The sequence below is a fragment of the Nibrella saemangeumensis genome (assembly GCF_039541915.1).
In the GTDB taxonomy this organism is placed as follows: Bacteria; Bacteroidota; Bacteroidia; order Cytophagales; family Spirosomataceae; genus Nibrella; species Nibrella saemangeumensis.
Window position 1 is genome coordinate 1 of the sequence record NZ_BAABHD010000007.1, and the last position, 1,066, is coordinate 1,066.

General features: G+C 61.2%; 1 protein-coding gene. It reads right to left on the reverse strand.

Annotated elements, in window-relative coordinates:
* Window positions 1-1,066 (reverse strand): PA14 domain-containing protein (locus tag ABD949_RS04445; protein WP_345241015.1); only part of this gene is annotated, 1,066 nt, incomplete at both ends.

Here is a 1,066-nt window from a genome sequence, read left to right on the forward strand (position 1 = left end):
GGTAGCTTTCACCGTTACGGTAGCTGTGCCGGCTGTGGTCGGTGTGCCCGAGATGCCCAGGCCATTGGCCGACAGCCCGGCGGGCAGGCCCGTGATCTGGTAGGCCAGCACATCGCCATCCGGATCACTGAAGGTGTTAGTAGGCACGGTGTAGCTGAAGGCCGTACCGGCAGTGCCACTCTGATTAGGTATGGTGTTCTGCACCACCGGCGCGCGGTTAGCCACCGGGGCACTGCTGGGGTAGAGCCGCTCTTTGGGCACTATCACGGCTGAACCGCTGCCGGGCACCACCCAGTAAAGTAGCGCCTGGGCTCCGCCAGCAGCTTCGAAGTACTCCACTTTGATGTCATACTTCTGACCGGCTGTCAGACTGATGGAGCCTTCCTTAGGCGTAGGTCCCTGATAAGCCCAGTTGTCGATGATGAGCTGGTTGTTGACCCACACGCGGGTGCCATCATCATTGTTGGTGCGGAAGCTGTAGCTACCACTCACCGGGGCCTCTACCTGACCGGTCCAGCGCACGGAGAACTCATCGGCATTGACCACACCGGGCTGGGGGGAATCTGTATTCCAGAAGAAATTGATAGTCGGATCCAGCCGGGAAAGCACCGGTGTTCCCGATAATGAAGTGTTGTTGTAGTAGTTGCCTGTCAGACCTGTGCCGTTGCCTCCGCCCACAGGCGTAGAACTGACGGTAAGCGTGAAGGTGGTAGTAGCAAACAGCCCAGCTGGATCGGTGGCCCGGACGGTCACCGTGGCTGTAGCGGCTGCACTCGGTGTACCCGATATGCTCAGACCGTTGGCTGACAGGCCAGCGGGCAAGCCGGTGATCTGGTAGGCGAGCACATCGCCATCAGGATCGCTGAAGGTGCTGGTGGGCACCGTGTAGCTGAAGGCCGTGCCGGCCATGCCACTCTGGTTGGGAATGGCATTGGCCACCACCGGAGCCCGGTTCTGCACGGGGGCACTGCTGGGGTAGAGCCGCTCTTTGGGCACTATCACGGCTGAACCGCTGCCGGGCGCCACCCAGTACAGCAGCGCCTGAGCCCCTCCGTAAGCTTCAAAG